This window comes from Bacillus sp. TH13, from assembly GCF_016651175.1.
Lineage (GTDB): Bacteria > Bacillota > Bacilli > Bacillales > Bacillaceae_G > Bacillus_A > Bacillus_A thuringiensis_S.
This window is the reverse complement of record NZ_JAEKEJ010000025.1, coordinates 2,102,501-2,117,500: the sequence shown is the minus strand read 5'-3', so window position 1 is coordinate 2,117,500 and position 15,000 is coordinate 2,102,501. Positions and strand designations below refer to the sequence as shown.

Sequence of the window (15,000 nt, the reverse complement as noted above, 5' to 3'; positions counted from 1 at the left end):
TTCTACTGTATCCATAGCTTCTCGATTTTCGCTCGCCATCTTACAGTGAATCTCATATTGAAATGCTAAAACGTAAGTGTCATCTGAAGCTGCCACTGGTTCGCTATTTTCTAGTAAAACAGCAAACGCTACTTTGTTATATGATTTGAGTCTTCCTAACAACTCACCCCATACAGCTTTTAATTGTTCTAAATCTTGACGCTTCGCTTGTTTTAATACTTCATTTACACGCCCGACAGGAATCTTCATACTTCCTGTTCGTACGGGTTTTGGTGTTGCACGTGTCTCTCTTACTTCCTGTTGTACACCAGCTGGCACACCGTTCTTTTTGACTTGCTCTAACTCTTTCTCCAATTGCTGCATCCTGTTCATAATTGCTTGCAAACGATCCGTACCGTTTGTTTGCATCATAAACTGTTGACACAACTGCACCATAACAACTTCTAAGAAAATACGCGGATGATTTGTCCACTTCATTTCCTGTTGTCCCTTACTAAGGGTATGAATAATCTCATAGATCACTTCCGGTTGCATTTCTTCACTCAACTTACGGAATTGATCATCTACAATTACTCGTTCCAACATATGTTCTAGTTGCGGTGAAGTTTGATATAAAAGCATATCACGATAATAGTAAATGAAATCCTCCATAAAACGAACTGGATCCTTCCCTTTACTCATCATTTCATCTATGATCTGTAATGCTCTTGATACATCATTTTCACGTATGCATTCTACTAAATTGCCTAAGTATTGCTGAGAAACAGATCCTGTTACGGCCAATACATCTTCTGTCGTAACAATCTCATCACTATAAGATATAGCCTGATCAATAAGACTAAGCGCGTCACGCATACCACCTTCAGCAGCACGTGCAACAATTTGTAATGCTTCATCTTCCACTCGCGTACCTTCATTCGTCACGACTGTTGATAATCTCTCAACAATATCATTCACTGATATTTTTCGGAATTCAAAACGCTGACAACGCGAAATAATTGTAGGCGGGATCTTATGAGGTTCTGTTGTCGCCAAAATAAAGATAACATGTCCTGGCGGCTCTTCTAAGGTTTTTAAAAGCGCATTGAATGCACCCATAGAAAGCATGTGAACTTCATCAATAATGTATACTTTATATTCTACAGCACTTGGAGCATATTTTACTTTATCTCTAATATCTCGAATTTCATCTACACCGTTATTTGAAGCCGCATCAATTTCTAATACATCTGAAATGGATCCTTGTGTAATTCCTAAACAAGAAGGACATTCATTACAAGGTTCAGCTACCGGAGCATGTTCACAGTTAATTGCTTTTGCAAATACTTTTGCAATTGTCGTTTTTCCTGTTCCCCTCGGACCAGAAAATAAATAAGCATGTGAAACTTTCTCTTGAAGAAGGGCATTTTGCAACGTTTTTGTCACGTGCTTTTGACCGACTACATCTTCGAACTTTTGCGGTCTCCATGTTCGGTATAACGCTTGGTATGACACGAAAATACGGCCTCCCTCAAAGGTTATTATCTCATTTATTATAACCCATTCTGTTTATAGATTCCAAAAGTTATTTTCTATACAAAAAACTCACCTTTGTATTAAGGTGAGTTTTGTATACATATATAACTGCCGTGCACCCTCCGTCGATTACGTACCATAAGCGTTACTCAAGCAGTTAGCTCGGTTCAGGCACTCCTGCGGCACACGAGAAGACCCGCTTATTGCTGCTTCCTTCCGGACCTGACAAGGTTCACGGGGTCCCGTTGCGCAGGACCCAAACGTCAACACCACTTACTTAAGGCAGACCTTACAGCAACATAACCTCGAGAGGGGATTCGGCCTCGCTAGAGCGGATTGCGAGTATAGGGCACCGCTACCTCCCCGCTTAGCACGGCAAAGTTAAAACCAATATTCGGTTGCCTTCATTAAAGGCATTATCAGTATAACTTGTTTCTTTATAAAATGCAAATACGTTAGTTCCCATTGTTTTTCTCTAATTTTTTTATCGCTTTTCTTTTTTTACGAAGCTCTCTAAAAAAGTTTGTTAACAACGTACCGCATTCTTCCTCTAGTACACCAGTTACTACTTCACATTGATGATTGAAGCGTTCATCCGTTAAAAGATTCATCAATGTCCCTGCACATCCGCCCTTCGGATCACTTGCACCATATACAACTCGCTTCACTCGTGATAAAACAATTCCACCCGCACACATTGGACAAGGTTCTAATGTTACATACAATGTTGCATCTTCTAAACGCCATGTACCTAATTTTTTACACGCCTCATCTATCGCTAGCAACTCAGCATGAGCTATTGATCTTTGCTCAGTTTCCCTTAAATTATGAGCAACACTAATTACCTCACCATCTAACACTATAACTGCTCCAATTGGTACTTCCTGTATTTCCTCTGCCTTTTTAGCTTCTTCTATCGCTAATTGCATAAAATAAATATCTCGATCTTGTTCCATAACATAGTCCTTTCATTACAAATAAAGTACACTTATTTCCATTTACTACACAGGGGATAACTTTTACAAATTCAATCCACCCTAAAAGAAAAAGAGAGGGATTACATATGAAAAATACCGCCTTGCTCATTATCGATATGATTAATGATTTTCAATTTTCCCACGGACCCATTCTAGCTCAAAAATGTGAAACTATAACAAACCCTATTTTACAATTAAAGAAAAAAATGAAATCCTTCGGCTATCCTATAATTTACGTTAATGACCATTATCAACTTTGGAGATCTGATATCGACCAACTTATTACTCATTGTACAAATAAATATAGTGAAAATATAATCCATAAGATTGCTCCAAGTTCTGATGATTACATTTTTATTAAACCACATTATTCCGCTTTTTATGAAACACCTTTAAATTCATTACTAGGTTATTTAAAAATAGAAAATCTAATATTAACAGGAGTTGCCGGGAATATATGTATCCTATTTACAGCTAATGATGCTCATATGAGAAATTATAAATTGTATGTACCTCAGGATTGTATCGCCTCTAACAACGACCAAGATAATATACACGCTTTGAAAATAATGGAAACTACATTGAAAGCAAATATAACATCGTCATCCAAAATAAAATTTAATTAATACATATATCTATTTTCTAACTTTTTATATCAAATTAACCCACTCGCTTCCCTCTTGTGCTACAATAATTCTGTTTTGTGTTTTTAGTAGTCACGGTAAATCACTGATTGAAAGGAGGAAACAGCGTGACCGGAGTACCATTTATCACGGTTGAAGGACCAATTGGTGTTGGAAAAACTTCACTTGCGAAGGAAATTTCAACTCACATGCAACTCCACTTACTAAAAGAGATAGTTGATGAAAATCCCTTTTTAGGAAAGTTCTATGAAGACATCGACGAATGGAGTTTTCAAACAGAGATGTTCTTTCTTTGTAATAGATACAAACAATTAGAAGATATTAACATAAAGTATTTGAATCAAAGGAAACCAGTAGTAGCGGATTACCATATCTTTAAAAATTTAATTTTTGCATCCCGCACATTAAAAGACTCTCAATATGACAAGTACATGCAAATTTATCGTATCCTTACACAAGATATGCCTGTGCCAAATGTCATTGTTTATTTAACAGCTAGCCTAGAAACATTGCAAAAACGAATCGCCTTGCGCGGAAGAGAATTTGAAAAAAACATGGATCCAAATTACTTACTACAGCTCACAAAAGATTATGAAACAGCAATGGATACTTTTAGAAAAGATCATCCGGAGATACCAGTATTGAAATTTAATGGAGACGATATGGATTTTGTAAAAAATCCTGATGATTTAAACGTCATCCTATCTGCCCTTCAAAATACTCTCTTAAAGGAGTCGAAATAATAATGAATTTAAGGCAAAAATATGATATACCCAATGATGCAGTAATCACTATTGCCGGAACGGTAGGTGTGGGTAAATCAACTATGACAACCGCATTAGCTAATGCTTTAGGTTATCGCACATCATTTGAAAAAGTAGATTCCAATCCATATTTGGACAAATTCTATGCGGACTTCACTCGCTGGAGCTTCCACCTACAAGTGTACTTTTTAGCAGAACGATTTAAGGAACAAAAAAGAATTTTTGAATACGGTGGCGGTTTTGTTCAAGATCGTTCCATTTACGAAGACACTGGAATTTTCGCAAAGATGCATCATGAAAAAGGTACAATGACAGAAACTGATTATGAAACATACAAAGGTTTATTTGACGCTATGGTCATGACTCCTTACTTCCCTCATCCAGACTTATTAATTTACTTAGAAGGTTCTTTCGATGATATTGTCGATCGCATTCAAGAACGCGGACGCCCAATGGAACAGCAAACACCAATTGAGTACTGGAAAGAAATGCATGGACGTTATGAAAACTGGATTAACAACTTTAATTCATGTCCTGTATTACGCTTAAATATTAATGAGTACGATATTTTAAAAGATGGTGATTCAATCGAACCAATCATTAAAAAAATTGGCCATTTTTTAAAACAAACACGTAAACTTGTAAAATAAAAAACCCGTGCATATGCACGGGTTTTCCTATTAAATTACTTCTTCTTTGTTGGAGCAATAATTTCACTCTCAGGTTTTCCTGCGTTAATACGCTGACGAACAGTACTTGTACTAATATCGTATGCTTCAGCAATCTCTTTAACAGTCATTTCTTTCCCGTTAATCACTGCCGTTAATACTTTACCTGTACGTTTTGGAGCTGCCTCTTTCTTTACAGTTGGTTTTTCAACCTTTTTTGGCGCCTCTACTTTTGTCTCAGCTTGCTTTACATCACAAGTGCAACCACAAAGTTTACGGAATGTATCATCGCTTATAATGCGTGACACATTTGCACCACTGTTTAAAATTCTATTGTTCTTACAGACAGGACATTGTACATAATATAAAGTTTTTCCATCTAAAGGAAACGTTTGTATAATAAGATCCATGTTGACTCCTTTCATATCTATGAAGATAATCATCGGAATATGAGTGTGTAATAAGGACAAAATTACCTTACACCATACTTTATGATTGGTTTTAAAATAAAAACTCGTTACGTGTTGGTAACGAGTTCTCCAATCTCCACTTATATGCGCTGTTGTCAATTATATCTGGAGGAGGTAGAGGGATTCGAACCCCCGCGCGACTCTCGCCGCCTGTCGGTTTTCAAGACCGATCCCTTCAGCCAGACTTGGGTATACCTCCATATTGACATCAAATATAATATCAAAAGAAAAACAGTTAGTCAACCCTACTAAAATAAATTATGAGGAAAGGAAAATTTTACTTTCCCCTTCCTACATTACAGTACTGACAACGCTCATAATTACCAATCACTCATACCGATGAATGTTTAAATTTACTTAATAACTGTTTTTCCTCCCATATAAGGGCGAAGAACTTCTGGAATTATAATTGTACCATCTTCTTGTTGGTAGTTCTCTAAAATAGCTGCAACCGTACGTCCAATTGCAAGACCAGATCCATTTAATGTATGGACATGCTCTGGTTTTCCATTTGGCTCACGGCGGAAACGGATATTTGCACGTCTCGCTTGGAAAGCTTCAAAATTACTACAAGAAGAAATTTCACGATATGTGCCATAGCTTGGAATCCATACTTCAATATCGTATTTCTTCGCTGCTGTAAATCCTAAATCGCCTGTGCACATGCTCATAACGCGATATGGCAACTCTAATAATTGTAACACGCGTTCTGCATCATTTGTTAATTTTTCTAACTCTTCATAAGAATCTTCTGGTTTTACGAACTTCACAAGCTCTACTTTATTGAACTGATGCTGGCGAATTAAACCGCGTGTATCGCGACCAGCTGAACCTGCTTCAGAACGGAAGCAAGAGCTAAATGCAGCATATCTTATAGGTAATTGCTCTTTATTTAAAATCTCATCACGATGCATATTCGTTACAGGTACTTCAGCTGTTGGAATTAAGAAATAATCTTCACTTTCAATACGGAATGCATCTTCTTCAAACTTTGGAAGTTGTCCTGTTCCTGTCATACTTGCACGGTTTACCATATACGGAGGTAATACTTCTTCATATCCATGCTCATCAGTATGAAGATCAAGCATAAAGCTAATTAAAGCACGCTCTAATCTTGCACCAGCACCTTTGTAAAATACGAAGCGGCTTCCTGTTACTTTCCCAGCACGTTCAAAATCTAAAATTCCTAAATCAGTAGCAAGATCCCAATGTGGTTTTGGTTCAAAAGTAAATTCTTTCACTTCTCCCCAAGTACGCGCTTCTACATTATCATCCTCTGTTTCACCGACTGGAGCAGACTCATGAGGGATATTCGGAATAGATAACATTAATCTTTCTAAGTCTTCTTCAACTGTACGAAGTTCGTTATCAAAATCCTTTACTTTTTCTCCAACCTCACGCATTTCTAAAATTAGAGCTTCTGCATCTTTCTTTTCGCGCTTTAATACAGAGATTTGTTGAGACACTTCATTACGTTTACTTTTTAATTCTTCTGTCTGAACAAGTAGTTCTCTTCTTCTCGTATCAAGTTCTTCAAAACGTCCGAAATCAGTTAGATCTTCACCTCTATGCTGTAATTTCGCTTTTACTTCTTCAAAGTTTGTACGTAAAAATTTAATATCAAGCATTATATACTCCTCCTTTTATTTTATAAAACACAAAAAACTCCCGTCCCTATATAAAGGGACGGGAGTTAACCCGCGTTGCCACCCTAGTTGAAAGCATTACCGCTTTCCTCTCAAGTAGAAATAACGGCTCTTCACCGGGAATGCTTACTAATCTAAAAGATGTTCCACATTCCATTCCAGGATGGATTCACAAACTGTTTCTATCGATTTCCACCAACCATCGACTCTCTATAAGAAACGACATTTGTTACTATTTCCTATCAACACGCTTATTTTATAAAATTGTTACCATCAATTTACTATAATCTTATACAAGTTGCAAGTTACTTATACAACTTTTTCATTTTCGCTTCTTTTACCATTTCAACAAAGTATGCTGTTACACGATGATCATCTGTTAATTCCGGATGGAATGAAGCAGCTAAAAACTGATCTTGTCTTACCGCTACCATTCGGTCACCATGCTTAGAAAGCACTTCAACATTATCAGCTACTTCTACAACATACGGCGCACGGATAAATACACCAACGAAGTCTTCACCCACGCCTTCAATTGAAAGCGCAGCTTCAAAACTATCCTTTTGGCGTCCGAACGCATTGCGCTCAACTGTAATATCCATAGCACCAATATGTGCTTCTTCATAGCCAATAAGTGTTTTCGCAAGAAGAATCATCCCTGCACATGTACCAAACATTGGTTTACCAGACTTTGCAAATGTGCGAAGTGGTTCCATGAAAGCATACTTATCAATAAGACGGCGCATTGTTGTACTTTCACCGCCTGGTAAAATAAGACCATCAATCTCTTCAAGTTGCTCTATACGCTTTACAACAACAGCTTCTGCACCACTTGCTTCAACTGATTTTACATGCTCACGAACTGCACCTTGAAGACCTAGTACACCGATTTTCACCATTTTAAAGTTCTCCTTTAATTACCATCCACGCTCTTGCATGCGTTGTTCTGGTAATAACGTTGAAATTTCGATACCCTTCATTGCATTACCTAACCCTTTAGAAAGACTTGCAATTAGTTCGTAATCTTCATAATGAGTCGTTGCTTCAACGATTGCACGTGCAAATCTCTCTGGGTTTTCCGATTTGAAGATACCAGATCCAACAAATACCCCATCAGCACCAAGTTGCATCATTAATGCTGCATCTGCAGGTGTTGCTACACCACCTGCGGCAAAGTTTACAACTGGTAAGCGACCAAGACGTTTAATTTCAAGTAATACTTCGTAAGGAGCACCAGTATTTTTTGCATATGTCATTAACTCATCTTCACGTAGACTCGCAACTTGACGGATTTCTGCATTGACTTGACGCATATGACGCACTGCCTCTACAATGTTTCCTGTTCCTGGTTCACCTTTTGTACGAAGCATAGATGCACCTTCTGCAATACGACGTGCAGCTTCTCCGATATCACGGCAACCACATACAAATGGAACTGTGTAATCACGTTTATTTAAATGGTATACTTCATCAGCAGGAGTTAATACTTCACTCTCATCGATATAGTCTACCCCTAATGATTCTAATACACGTGCTTCTACAAGGTGACCGATACGGCATTTTGCCATAACCGGAATTGACACTGCACCCATAACTTCTTCAACGATTGTTGGGTCTGCCATACGAGAAACGCCACCTGCTGCACGAATGTCTGCTGGTACACGCTCTAATGCCATAACGGCAACTGCGCCTGCCTCTTCTGCAATTTTTGCTTGTTCAGCGTTAACTACGTCCATAATAACGCCGCCTTTTTGCATTTCTGCCATTCCACGTTTTACACGTTCTGTCCCTGTTACATTTGTCATGTACAAAAACCCCCCTAGGTGAATTGCTTTCCCCCGTTAAAGGCGAAAATTAAGAATACTCTTACATTCTACCACTAACTATCAGATGCTTGTCTACTACTTTTTCATAAAGTCGGTATGAAAAATAGGAATAAAAAAAAAGCCCCTACCATGAGGAGCTTTTAAAACCAACCTTTTACTGTATCAACAGCACTATTCCACATACCACTAAAGAATGAACCAATTCCGCGCATAGCACGAGTAAACCAGTTTGCTTCTTCTACTTCAGATGTTGTTACAAGATCCACTTGCAACGACTTACCAGTTAAAAATCCAGGGTCGTTTGTATCTTTTGGCGTAATTACCATTTGACCAAGCGCAGCTCCCTTTTTAATAGGTGCTTCTTGTCCCTTACTTGATTCTTTTAATTCTGTTTTATAAACATCTTTACTTCCTTTTGGCACTGGAAGTGAAATAGCTTGTTTCGTTTGAACTTCTACATCTTTATCTTTCGCATTTTCTACTCTTACTGTTTCTTGTCCTTTTACTGAAGAACCTTTTTTATACATTTGTTTCACTTCAAAGTTAGCAAATCCATAATCATATAACTTCTTTGTTTCATCAAAACGTGCTGTATGAGAACTTGTTTTAATAACTACAGAAATAAAACGCATTCCGTTTCTTTCAACCGTACCAGTGAAGCAATCTCCTGCTTCTGGAGTTGAGCCTGTTTTCAGACCATCTACGCCATCATATTCTTTAACTAAGCCCTTTAACATCCAATTCCAGTTTGACATTGCAAACTTCTCTTTTTCTGGACGGAATTCTTTTTTAGGAATTTTTGCTGTATCTAATACTTTTGGATAATCTTTAATTAAATGTTGTGCTAAAGTTGCAACATCCTTTGCAGACATTTTATTTTCTTCATCCGCTGTTGTTCCTTCAGGATGCATTCCCTTTAAATCTTTATTCGTTAAACCTGTAGAATTGACAAATTTATAATTTTTCAATCCTAGTTCTTTCGATTTATCATTCATCATTTTTACGAAGTCTACTTCTTTACCTGCAATTGCTTCTGCCAATGCAATTGTTGCACCATTTGCAGAAAAGATTGCCATTGCCTCATATAACTCTTTTACTGTATAAGAGCCACCATTTTCTAATGCAACATTTGATAATGAAGCATCTTGTGAAACCTTATATGCATATTCAGAAACCTTAATTTTCTGGTCCCACTTAAGTTTTCCTTTATCCACTGCTTCATGAACTAAATATTCACTCATCATCTTTGTCATACTAGCAATGGATAATAATTCATCTGCATTCTTTTGATATACAATTTTCCCAGAATTCGCTTCTACTAAAATTGCCGCACCTGCTTCAATGTTTAAAGCGGCTCCTGTTTCAGCTGATGCATTGCTATATGGCATAAAAATGCTACAAGCTAGTGTAATCACTGTTACCAAAGCAATGAATCTTTTGCAAAACATACCTTTCACTTTTGTTACCCCCAATATCTATGTACTCACATAACCGTTATTCTAACATAATCAAAAAAAAATAGACAGAGATATCAAATCTCTGTCTATTTGTATATAAGACATTACAATGAGTAGTTTGGAGCCTCTTTTGTAATTTGTACGTGATGAGGATGGCTTTCACGTAAGCCAGCACCAGACATGCGAATGAATTGTGCATTCTCGCGTAAGAATTCTAAATCCTGTGCCCCGCAATATCCCATACCAGCACGTAATCCACCAACTAATTGGTGAACTGTATCTGCTAAAGGTCCTTTATATGGTACTCGTCCTTCGATACCTTCTGGGACAAGTTTTTTATTTCCTTCTTGGAAGTAACGATCTTTACTTCCTTTTTCCATCGCACCGACAGAACCCATACCACGATACACTTTAAATTGACGACCTTGGTAAATTTCAGTTTCTCCAGGACTTTCGGCAACACCAGCAAACATACTACCTAGCATAACAACATGTGCTCCTGCTGCTAAAGCTTTCACCATATCACCAGAGTACTTAACACCGCCATCAGCAATAACTGGAATACCGTGTTTACGAGCTTCGGTTGCACAATCATAAACTGCTGTTAATTGTGGTACACCAACACCAGCTACAACGCGTGTTGTACAAATAGAACCTGGTCCAATACCAACTTTAACTACGTTTGCACCAGCTTCAATTAATGCTTTCGTTGCTTCAGCTGTAGCAACATTTCCAGCGATGATATTTAATGATGGATATTTAGCACGAACTTCTTTTACCTTATCAATAACGCCTTTAGAATGCCCATGAGCTGTATCAAGTACAATTGCATCTACACTAGCTTTTACTAATGCATCTATACGAAGCATAGCATCAGCTGTTACACCAACTGCTGCTCCAACTAATAAGCGTCCTTGCTTATCCTTAGCAGAGTTTGGAAATTCAATTACTTTTTCAATATCTTTTATTGTAATAAGCCCTTGTAATACACCGTTATTATCAACAAGAGGGAGTTTTTCAATTTTATACTTTTGTAGGATCTTTTCAGCTTCTTCCAGTGTAGTACCAACTGGAGCTGTAATTAACTGTTCTTTTGTCATTACGTCAGAAATTTTGATTGAGTAGTCTTGGATGAAACGCATATCACGGTTTGTAATAATACCAACTAATTTTCGCTCATCTAAATTATTTACAACCGGTACACCTGAGATACGATATTTTCCCATAAGATGTTCTGCATCATATACTTGATGTTCTGGAGTTAAGAAGAAAGGATCTGAAATAACGCCGCTTTCAGAGCGCTTTACTTTATCAACTTGCTCTGCTTGTTGCTCAATAGACATATTCTTATGAATAATTCCTAAACCACCTTGGCGAGCCATTGCAATAGCCATGTCAGCTTCTGTTACTGTATCCATTCCTGCACTAATTAACGGGATGTTTAGCTGTAAGCTTTCAGATAAAACTGTTTTAACACTTACTTCTCTTGGTAATATATCTGACCTAGCTGGTACAAGTAATACATCATCAAAAGTCAAACCTTCTTTAACAAATTTAGATTCCCACATAATTGTTCCCCCTATGATACCAGAAATTATTATTAGTAGCTTATCAATTGGTTAAAATACTGTCAAGGACGTATATATATGTTAGAATTTTTAGACAATAAAAGGAGCGTAATATATGCATCAAACATCTTGTACTTGGCAGCAGTTGAGTTTCTTTTTTTCATCTCAAAACGTACAACGTTATCTTGCCCGTTGTTATGAAAAATCCTCTATTCAGGATGCCGAAAAAAAAAGTTTTGAAAATTGTTATCCCTTTATTTATTACTTAGAACACGGGAAAAATTATTATGAATTATATAAGACAGCTCCATTTTCTATTCAACCAATGTTGTTATTTTATGGAATTAGTCAACTTTTTAAAGCATGTCTACTAACCATTGATCCTAACTATCCTGAATCCACTACTGTTTTAGCTCATGGCGTTACAACTCGCAAACGAAAAAAACAAGGGTATCAATTTTTAGAAGATGAGGTGAAGGTACAAAAAAACGGATTGTTTACTCATGTTGCAGAACAACTGTTTCACATGAAACACTTAGAAGCAGAAAAATTTAACATGTTAGAACTAATGGGAAATATTCCAGAATTACAAAATTTGTTTCGCTATAGTCAAAAAGGATCAACTTTATATAAAATTGATTCAACAATTAAAAATGAGCTCTCCTTTTCAGTCAACCTACTAGATCGATTACATATGACTAAAGAGAGATTTTCTCGCTACATTGAAACATCTTGTAAGCATTTATCAATGCAACACGTACCTGAGAAAACTAATGAATCGAATTTATTTTTTACGGCACCCATTCAATCATGGAATCCTATGTACAGTACTCCTTTATACTATGAACATCTTACTAATACTTATTATTTACCACTTACGACTGATCCTAGAAATCCTAAGCCAGTATTACCTGAACTCCTTGTTCATTATTTATTGCTCTATAATTTAAGCATGATTTCTAGGTATGAAACAGATTGGTGGTATGACTTACTTGGAAGCTATGGCTCTGAAGATTATCCATTTATTTATCAATTTCTTAATATTTCTGCTCAAAAAATCCCTTACTATATTTCATCATTTTTACTAACAGAACCTAACCTATTTCATGGGAAATAAAAAAACACAAGTCAAAAGACTTGTGTTTTTAGTTGCTTGGCGACGTCCTACTCTCACAGGGACAAGGTCCCAACTACCATCGGCGCTAGAGAGCTTAACTTCCGTGTTCGGTATGGGAACGGGTGTGACCTCTCTGCCATCATCACCAAACTATGAAGGCATATTCCTTCAAAACTAGATAACATTGCTTCATATTATATGGTTAAGTCCTCGATCTATTAGTATTCGTCAGCTCCACATGTCACCATGCTTCCACCTCGAACCTATCAACCTGATCATCTTTCAGGGATCTTACTAGCTTACGCTATGGGAAATCTCATCTTGAGGGGGGCTTCATGCTTAGATGCTTTCAGCACTTATCCCTTCCGCACATAGCTACCCAGCTATGCCCTTGGCAGAACAACTGGTACACCAGCGGTGCGTCCATCCCGGTCCTCTCGTACTAAGGACAGCTCCTCTCAAATTTCCTACGCCCACGACGGATAGGGACCGAACTGTCTCACGACGTTCTGAACCCAGCTCGCGTACCGCTTTAATGGGCGAACAGCCCAACCCTTGGGACCGACTACAGCCCCAGGATGCGATGAGCCGACATCGAGGTGCCAAACCTCCCCGTCGATGTGGACTCTTGGGGGAGATAAGCCTGTTATCCCCGGGGTAGCTTTTATCCGTTGAGCGATGGCCCTTCCATGCGGAACCACCGGATCACTAAGCCCGACTTTCGTCCCTGCTCGACTTGTAGGTCTCGCAGTCAAGCTCCCTTATGCCTTTGCACTCTACGAATGATTTCCAACCATTCTGAGGGAACCTTTGGGCGCCTCCGTTACACTTTAGGAGGCGACCGCCCCAGTCAAACTGCCCACCTGACACTGTCTCCCGGGTCGATAAGACCCGTAGGTTAGAATTTCAATACAGTCAGGGCGGTATCCCACCAGCGCCTCCACCGAAGCTAGCGCTCCGGTTTCAATGGCTCCCGCCTATCCTGTACAAACTGTACCAAAATTCAATATCAGGCTACAGTAAAGCTCCACGGGGTCTTTCCGTCCTGTCGCGGGTAACCTGCATCTTCACAGGTACTATAATTTCACCGAGTCTCTGGTTGAGACAGTGCCCAAATCGTTACACCTTTCGTGCGGGTCGGAACTTACCCGACAAGGAATTTCGCTACCTTAGGACCGTTATAGTTACGGCCGCCGTTTACTGGGGCTTCAGTTCAGAGCTTCGCTTACGCTAACCCCTCTCCTTAACCTTCCAGCACCGGGCAGGTGTCACCCCCTATACTTCGCCTTACGGCTTCGCAGAGAGCTGTGTTTTTGCTAAACAGTCGCTTGGGCCTATTCACTGCGGCTTTCCGTTAAGAAAGCACCCCTTCTCCCGAAGTTACGGGGTCATTTTGCCGAGTTCCTTAACCAGAGTTCTCTCGCACACCTTAGGATTCTCTCCTCGCCTACCTGTGTCGGTTTGCGGTACAGGCACCTTTTATCTCGCTAGAAGCTTTTCTTGGCAGCGGGGAATCAAAGACTTCGCTCCATAAGGAGCTTCCCCATCACAGCTCAGCCTTTACGATAAGCGGATTTGCCTACTTATCAGCCTAACTGCTTGGACGTGCACAACCAATCGCACGCTTCTTCTATCCTTCTGCGTCCCTCCATTGCTCAAACGATAAAGAGGTGGTACAGGAATATCAACCTGTTGTCCATCGCCTACGCCTGTCGGCCTCGGCTTAGGTCCTGACTAACCCTGAGCGGACGAGCCTTCCTCAGGAAACCTTAGGCATTCGGTGGACGGGATTCTCACCCGTCTTTCGCTACTCATACCGGCATTCTCACTTCTAAGCGCTCCACCAGTCCTTCCGGTCTGACTTCACTGCACTTAGAACGCTCCCCTACCACTGATACCATTGGTATCAATTCGCAGCTTCGGTGGTGTATTTAGCCCCGGTACATTTTCGGCGCAGAGTCACTCGACTAGTGAGCTATTACGCACTCTTTAAATGGTGGCTGCTTCTAAGCCAACATCCTAGTTGTCTAAGCAACTCCACATCCTTTTCCACTTAATACACACTTTGGGACCTTAGCTGGCGATCTGGGCTGTTTCCCTCTTGACTACGGATCTTATCACTCGCAGTCTGACTCCTAAGGATAAGTCATTGGCATTCGGAGTTTGACTGAATTCGGTAATCCGATGAGGACCCCTAGTTCAATCAGTGCTCTACCTCCAAGACTCTTACACTTAAGGCTAGCCCTAAAGCTATTTCGGGGAGAACCAGCTATCTCCAGGTTCGATTGGAATTTCTCCGCTACCCACACCTCATCCCCGCACTTTTCAACGTGCGTGGGTTCGGGCCT

12 protein-coding genes, 1 tRNA gene, 2 rRNA genes, 1 other RNA gene and 1 other annotated feature (2 of these 17 only partly in view) are annotated in these 15,000 nt (G+C 39.2%); of the genes, 4 read left to right on the top strand and 12 right to left on the bottom strand.

From position 1 onward, the window contains the following. From dnaX to tadA, 3 genes are all read right to left on the bottom strand, one after another. Positions 1 to 1,494, bottom strand: partial view of a DNA polymerase III subunit gamma/tau gene (gene dnaX / locus JFU02_RS19270; RefSeq protein WP_000121590.1) — the 5' portion only. Its footprint begins 195 nt before the window's first position; the window shows 1,494 of its 1,689 coding nt (coding positions 1-1,494); its start codon is at positions 1,492 to 1,494; its stop codon lies beyond the left edge, outside the window. Positions 1,495 to 1,626: 132 nt separating this feature from the next. After that, positions 1,627 to 1,891, bottom strand: an RNA gene (gene ffs, locus JFU02_RS19265) — signal recognition particle sRNA large type. A 79-nt stretch (positions 1,892 to 1,970) separates the two neighbouring features. Continuing rightward, complete coding sequence (tadA, locus tag JFU02_RS19260; RefSeq protein WP_000434338.1) at positions 1,971 to 2,471, bottom strand: tRNA adenosine(34) deaminase TadA; 501 nt, start codon at positions 2,469 to 2,471, stop codon at positions 1,971 to 1,973. A gap of 107 nt (positions 2,472 to 2,578) precedes the next feature. On the opposite strand from tadA, the gene JFU02_RS19255 reads away from it, so the two are divergent. The 3 genes from JFU02_RS19255 to JFU02_RS19245 all read left to right on the top strand — a co-directional run bounded on the left by JFU02_RS19255 (position 2,579) and on the right by JFU02_RS19245 (position 4,550). Beyond that, complete coding sequence (locus tag JFU02_RS19255; protein WP_000798738.1) at positions 2,579 to 3,118, top strand: cysteine hydrolase family protein; 540 nt, start codon at positions 2,579 to 2,581, stop codon at positions 3,116 to 3,118. Between the two features lie 125 nt (positions 3,119 to 3,243). Then, positions 3,244 to 3,879 carry a deoxynucleoside kinase gene (locus tag JFU02_RS19250; protein ID WP_000148217.1) on the top strand — a complete coding sequence of 212 codons (636 nt, stop codon included), beginning with the start codon at positions 3,244 to 3,246 and terminating at the stop codon, positions 3,877 to 3,879. 2 nt (positions 3,880 to 3,881) lie between these two features. After that, on the top strand, positions 3,882 to 4,550 hold the full coding sequence (locus JFU02_RS19245; RefSeq protein WP_001053585.1) for a deoxynucleoside kinase: 669 nt from the start codon (positions 3,882 to 3,884) through the stop codon (positions 4,548 to 4,550). 35 nt (positions 4,551 to 4,585) lie between these two features. Here the strand turns inward: JFU02_RS19245 and JFU02_RS19240 are convergent, their stop codons facing one another. From JFU02_RS19240 to guaB, 7 genes are all read right to left on the bottom strand, one after another. Continuing rightward, positions 4,586 to 4,978, bottom strand: a complete 393-nt coding sequence (locus JFU02_RS19240) for a sigma factor-like helix-turn-helix DNA-binding protein (protein ID WP_141528720.1) — start codon at positions 4,976 to 4,978, stop codon at positions 4,586 to 4,588. A gap of 166 nt (positions 4,979 to 5,144) precedes the next feature. Further along, positions 5,145 to 5,237, bottom strand: a tRNA-Ser gene (locus JFU02_RS19235). 154 nt (positions 5,238 to 5,391) lie between these two features. Then, positions 5,392 to 6,666, bottom strand: coding sequence for a serine--tRNA ligase (serS, locus tag JFU02_RS19230; protein ID WP_000884173.1), 1,275 nt, complete (start codon positions 6,664 to 6,666; stop codon positions 5,392 to 5,394). Between the two features lie 51 nt (positions 6,667 to 6,717). Continuing rightward, positions 6,718 to 6,939 (bottom strand) — a binding site (T-box leader). A gap of 50 nt (positions 6,940 to 6,989) precedes the next feature. Continuing rightward, positions 6,990 to 7,583 carry a pyridoxal 5'-phosphate synthase glutaminase subunit PdxT gene (gene pdxT, locus JFU02_RS19225; RefSeq protein WP_000238784.1) on the bottom strand — a complete coding sequence of 198 codons (594 nt, stop codon included), beginning with the start codon at positions 7,581 to 7,583 and terminating at the stop codon, positions 6,990 to 6,992. 18 nt (positions 7,584 to 7,601) lie between these two features. Beyond that, positions 7,602 to 8,489 (bottom strand): pyridoxal 5'-phosphate synthase lyase subunit PdxS, encoded by an 888-nt coding sequence (gene pdxS / locus JFU02_RS19220; RefSeq protein WP_000186166.1) that lies wholly within the window; start codon positions 8,487 to 8,489, stop codon positions 7,602 to 7,604. Positions 8,490 to 8,650: 161 nt separating this feature from the next. Continuing rightward, the gene (dacA, locus tag JFU02_RS19215; protein ID WP_140337655.1) at positions 8,651 to 9,958 is read right to left on the bottom strand and encodes a D-alanyl-D-alanine carboxypeptidase DacA; all 1,308 of its coding nucleotides are present in this window, start codon (positions 9,956 to 9,958) and stop codon (positions 8,651 to 8,653) included. 113 nt (positions 9,959 to 10,071) lie between these two features. After that, a complete protein-coding gene (gene guaB, locus JFU02_RS19210; RefSeq protein ID WP_000264089.1) occupies positions 10,072 to 11,535 on the bottom strand; it encodes an IMP dehydrogenase in 1,464 nt (487 codons plus the stop codon). Between the two features lie 115 nt (positions 11,536 to 11,650). Between guaB and JFU02_RS19205 the strand changes: the two genes are divergently transcribed. Beyond that, complete coding sequence (locus JFU02_RS19205) at positions 11,651 to 12,652, top strand: YaaC family protein (RefSeq protein WP_000554293.1); 1,002 nt, start codon at positions 11,651 to 11,653, stop codon at positions 12,650 to 12,652. A 34-nt stretch (positions 12,653 to 12,686) separates the two neighbouring features. On the opposite strand, the gene rrf is transcribed toward JFU02_RS19205, so the two are convergent. Beyond that, a 5S ribosomal RNA gene (rrf, locus tag JFU02_RS19200) occupies positions 12,687 to 12,802 on the bottom strand. Between the two features lie 48 nt (positions 12,803 to 12,850). Further along, positions 12,851 to 15,000: ribosomal RNA gene (locus JFU02_RS19195) — 23S ribosomal RNA — on the bottom strand; it runs 772 nt beyond the window's last position.

What these genes read in the sequence shown, in the direction of transcription:
- tadA (WP_000434338.1), bottom strand. Translation starts at nt 2,471, where the DNA reads ATGGAACAAGATCGAGATATTTATTTTATGCAATTAGCGATAGAAGAA.
- JFU02_RS19255 (WP_000798738.1), top strand. Translation starts at nt 2,579, where the DNA reads ATGAAAAATACCGCCTTGCTCATTATCGATATGATTAATGATTTTCAA.
- JFU02_RS19245 (WP_001053585.1), top strand. Translation starts at nt 3,882, where the DNA reads ATGAATTTAAGGCAAAAATATGATATACCCAATGATGCAGTAATCACT.
- JFU02_RS19240 (WP_141528720.1), bottom strand. Translation starts at nt 4,978, where the DNA reads ATGGATCTTATTATACAAACGTTTCCTTTAGATGGAAAAACTTTATAT.
- serS (WP_000884173.1), bottom strand. Translation starts at nt 6,666, where the DNA reads ATGCTTGATATTAAATTTTTACGTACAAACTTTGAAGAAGTAAAAGCG.
- pdxT (WP_000238784.1), bottom strand. Translation starts at nt 7,583, where the DNA reads ATGGTGAAAATCGGTGTACTAGGTCTTCAAGGTGCAGTTCGTGAGCAT.
- pdxS (WP_000186166.1), bottom strand. Translation starts at nt 8,489, where the DNA reads ATGACAAATGTAACAGGGACAGAACGTGTAAAACGTGGAATGGCAGAA.
- dacA (WP_140337655.1), bottom strand. Translation starts at nt 9,958, where the DNA reads ATGTTTTGCAAAAGATTCATTGCTTTGGTAACAGTGATTACACTAGCT.
- guaB (WP_000264089.1), bottom strand. Translation starts at nt 11,535, where the DNA reads ATGTGGGAATCTAAATTTGTTAAAGAAGGTTTGACTTTTGATGATGTA.
- JFU02_RS19205 (WP_000554293.1), top strand. Translation starts at nt 11,651, where the DNA reads ATGCATCAAACATCTTGTACTTGGCAGCAGTTGAGTTTCTTTTTTTCA.